This window comes from Nocardioides albidus, assembly GCF_006335005.1.
In the GTDB taxonomy this organism is placed as follows: domain Bacteria; phylum Actinomycetota; class Actinomycetes; order Propionibacteriales; family Nocardioidaceae; genus Nocardioides; species Nocardioides albidus.
On sequence record NZ_VDMP01000014.1, the window covers coordinates 5,401 to 9,537 of the forward strand.

The 4,137-nt window shown below is 73.2% G+C and carries 4 protein-coding genes; all 4 read right to left on the bottom strand.

Going from position 1 to position 4,137, the window contains the following annotated elements; all coding sequences use genetic code 11:
• On the bottom strand, nt 1–914 hold a 914-nt coding region (locus FHP29_RS02190; protein ID WP_275669411.1), incomplete at its 3' end, for a PEP/pyruvate-binding domain-containing protein.
• On the bottom strand, nt 914–1,663 hold the full coding sequence (locus FHP29_RS02195; RefSeq protein ID WP_139621243.1) for a glucose 1-dehydrogenase: 750 nt from the start codon (nt 1,661–1,663) through the stop codon (nt 914–916). The genes FHP29_RS02190 and FHP29_RS02195, both read right to left, overlap by 1 nt.
• Before the next feature lie 31 nt (nt 1,664–1,694).
• Nucleotides 1,695–3,365 (bottom strand): FAD-dependent oxidoreductase, encoded by a 1,671-nt coding sequence (locus FHP29_RS02200; RefSeq protein WP_139621244.1) that lies wholly within the window; start codon nt 3,363–3,365, stop codon nt 1,695–1,697.
• Between the two features lie 245 nt (nt 3,366–3,610).
• Nucleotides 3,611–4,137, bottom strand: a 527-nt coding sequence (locus tag FHP29_RS22125; RefSeq protein WP_205013810.1) for an FAD-binding protein, incomplete at its 5' end; no start/stop codon positions are given.

Consider the following 4,137-nt stretch of genomic DNA (forward strand, 5'->3'; position numbering starts at 1 on the left):
TGCAGCAGCCACAGCCGGCCGCCCTCGACGGTGAACTCGATGTCCTGGACGTCGCGGCCGGCCTGCTCGAGCGTGGTGGTCGCCCTCATCAGCTCGGCGTGCACGTCGGGCAGCCGCTCGGCCAGGACGGCCAGCGGCTGCGGGGTGACCCGGCCGGAGACGACGTCCTCGCCCTGGCCGCGGCTGAGCCACTCGCCGAAGGGCGCCGGGTCGCCGGTGCTGGGGTCGCGGGAGAACAGCACCCCGGTGCCGGAGTCGTCGTCGAGGTTGCCGAAGACCATCGCCTGGACGGTGACCGCGGTGCCGAGGTCGTCGGCGATCCCGCGGGAGCGGCGGTAGGTCTGTGCGCGGGCGGACTGCCAGGAGCCGAAGACGGCCGCGACGGCCGCGCGGAGCTGGGCCCAGGCGTCGTCGGGGACCGGGCCCTGATCGGCACCGGCGACGGTCTCCTGGTACTGCCGCACGAACCGGTCGCGGGTGTCCGCGACGTGCGCCGCATCGCCGCTCTCGGCGATCAGCGCGGCAGCGGTCTCGTCGGTGAGACCGAGGTTGAGGACGGTGTCCATCATGCCGGGCATGCTCACCGGGGCGCCGCTCCGCACCGAGACGAGCAGGGGCCGCTCGCCGCCGCCGAAGCGCCGGCCGGTCTCCTCCTCGAGGAAGGCGACCCCGCGTCGTACCTGCTCCCAGACCTCGTCGGGGAGCTCGCCGCCGGCGGCGTAGAACGCCGCGCAGCAGCCGGTGGTCAGCGCGACCGCGGGCGGCACGGGCAGCCCGAGCGCACGCATCGCGTTGACGCTCCAGGCCTTGCCGCCGATCGCGGCGCGGTCCAGGGTGCAGCTGCCGTCGAGGCGGACGACGTCGGCCAGGACGCCGGAGGCGATCACGGTCGCGGGGCTGTCGATGGTCGCCATCATGAGAAGTACAGGCCGCTGGTGATGCCACCGTCCACGACGAACTCGCCGCCGGTGGAGTAGCTGGACTCGTCGGAGAGCAGGAACGCCACGAGCGGCGAGACCTCCTCCGGCTGACCCCAGCGCGGGATCGGGAACCTCGCGAAGGCCGCGCCCGCGGAGTCGCCGCCCTCGCGCTGGGTCATCGGCGTGGCGATGCCGCCCGGGTGGATCGAGTTGACCCGGATCCCGGCCGGGCCGAGCTCCTGGGCCGCCGCCTTGGTGAGCCCGCGGACGGCGAACTTGCTCGCCGTGTAGGCGGTCGTGTACGCCGTGCCGAGCAGGCCGTTGATCGAGGAGATGTTGACGATCGAGCCGCCACCGGCCTCGGTGATCACGGGCGCGACGGCACGCAGACCGAGGAAGGTCCCGGTGACGTTGATGTCCATGATCCGCTGGAAGGCCTCGGGGGTGGTGTCGGCGAGCGAGCCGAAGCTCAGCACACCGGCGTTGTTGACCAGCCCGTGCACCGCGCCGAAGGTCTCACGGGCGGTCGCGACGACGGTGTCCCAGTCCGCTGCGGAGGTGACGTCGTGGTGCACGAACGCCGCGTCCTCGCCGAGCTCCTTGGCGAGGATCTCGCCGGCGTCGTCGATCACGTCGCCGATGACGACCCGGGCACCCTGGGCGACCAGGTGCCGGGCGTGCGAGGCGCCCATGCCGCGGGCTCCGCCCGTGATGATGATGACGCGTCCGTCGAGCGTTCCCATGTCGCGAATCTCCTTGTCCTGCTGGTGTTTCTCAGTTGGTGGTGCCGGCGGCGTGCAGCGCGGCGAGGTAGCCGAAGACCATGGCCGGGCCGATGGTCGCGCCGGCGCCGGCGTAGTCGTTGCCCATGACCGAGGCGGCCACGTTGCCGGTGGCGTAGAGGCCGGTCACGGCCGCGCCGTCGGCGTCGAGCACCCGGCCGTGCGCGTCGGTGACGAGCCCGCCCTTGGTGCCGAGGTCGCCGGCCTCGATCCGCACCGCGTAGTACGGCGCGTTCGCGACCGTCCCGAGGACGGGGTTGGGCAGCGTCGGGTCGCCGTAGTAGCGGTCGTAGGCGCTCTCGCCCCGACCGAAGTCGGTGTCCTTGCCGCTCGCGACGATCCCGTTCCAGCGGCCGATGCTGGCCTCGAGCGTCGCGGCGTCCATGCCGGTCAGGCGCGCCAGCTCGTCGAGCGTCGCGGCCTTGTGGGCCGTGCCGGCGTCGTACCACGCCTGCGGGAGGTCGGCGCCGGGGACGACCGCGCCGAACGGGTAGCGGCGGCGGGCGGTCTGGTCCATCACGAACCACAGGTAGGGGTGGCCGTGGGCGATCTGCGCGTGCACGAAGGTGACGTAGGGCGAGGCCTCGTTGGTGAACCGCTCCCCCTTCGGCGACAGGATCACCGAGTTGGGGATCGAGCGCTCGGAGACCAGCGAGTGGACGCGGCCGTCGGGCTTGCGGACCGCGGGCATCCACCAGGCGTCGTCCATCAGGTCGAGGGCGCCGCCGGCGGCGTGGCCGATCTGGATGCCGTCGCCGGTGTTGGTGTCCGCGCCGCCGGAGACGTCGGCGCGGCCGACCTCGGGCAGGTGCTCCTTGCGCATCGCCTCGTTGTGGTCGAAGCCGCCGCTGGCGACGATCACGCCACGCCGAGCGCGGATCCGGTACGGCGCCCCGTCGCGCTCGACGACCGCGCCGACGACCGTGCCGTCCTCGTCGCGCACCAGGTCGAGCAGCGGCGTCTCCAGCCACACCGGGACGCCTGCGTCGCGCAGTGAGATCCGCAGCCGGGCGACGAGCGCCTGGCCCAGCGAGACCATCTGGCGGCGGCGCAGCCGGTTGAGGTTGGACTTCACGCCGAGCTTGAGCGCGCGCCAGCGGCCGCGCCAGGTGCGGGTGATCATGTTGAGGTGGACGTAGTCGGCGGAGGTGATGATCAGCCCGCCGGGGACCTTCATCGCGCTGCCACGCTGGGTGTGGGCGAGCTCGCCGAGCCGGTGCATGTCGAACGGCGGGCACTCGATCGAGCGGCCCTCGGGACGCCCGCCGGGCGCCTCGGGGTGGTAGTCGGAGTAGCCGGGGCACCAGGTGAACTCGAGGTGCTTCGCCTTCTTCTCGAACATCCGGAACATCCGCGGGCCGTGGTGGGCGTAGGCCTGCAGCCGGTCCCGGCCGACCGTGCCGCGGGTGATGTGCTCGAGGTACTCGACCACCCGCTCCTCGGGGTCGGTGACGCCCGCGCGCTCCAGGGTGGGGTTGTTGGGGACCCAGATCCCGCCTCCGGACAGGGCCGTCGTGCCGCCGTACGTCGCCGCCTTCTCGACCAGCAGGGTGTCGAGCCGCGACAGGGCGCCGGTGAGCGCGGCGGTCATGCCGCCCGCGCCCGCGCCGACCACGAGCAGGTCGACCTCGTGCTGCCAGGCCGTCGTGGTCGGGTCCGTCATCGTGTCCTCCTGAGGGCGTGCTGCGTCGGCGTGGGGAAGTCGGGGGCTGCGGTCCTAGGGAACGGACCGCGGGCGCTGCGTGGTCGCGAAGTCCCGGTCAGCGAGAAGCGCCGGGGCCGGGCGGGACGTCATACGAATCGTGGGCTGGAGCCCTCGGAACGTATGACGCTGCCCGGGCGCGGCGGGCGCGCTGTCGGACGTCATACGAACCGTGGGCTGGAGCCCTCGCGACGTATGACGTCCCCCTACTCGGCCCCGTCCAACGCGTCGCGCACGGCGAGATGGCCGAAGACCATGCTGGCCCCGATCGGGTTGCCACCGCCGGGGTACGTCGTCCCGCTCACCGCCGCCATCGAGTTCCCGGCCGCGTAGAGCCCGGGGATGGTCGTGCCGTCGGGCCGCTGGACGCGGGCCTGCTCGTCGGTGACGAGTCCGCCCTTGGTGCCGAGATCGGAGATCCCGAAGGCGACCGCGTGGAAGGGGCCCTTCTCGATCGGCACGAGCGGCGAGCCGCCGCCGGCGAAGGCGCGGTCGTAGGGCTCGTCGCCGCGGCCGAAGTCGGGGTCGTGCTCGGCGGCGGCGTGCTCGTTGAACCGGGCGACCGTGGCCTCGAGCGCGTCGACGGGGACCCCGATCAGGTCGGCCAGGCCGGCGAGCGTGTCGGCGGTGTGCCACAGCCCGGCGGCGGCGTACTCCTCCGCGGGCGCGAGCGGCACGGTGGTGGACCGGACGGGCGGCAGGGCGCCGTCGCGGTCGTCGTACACCATCCAGT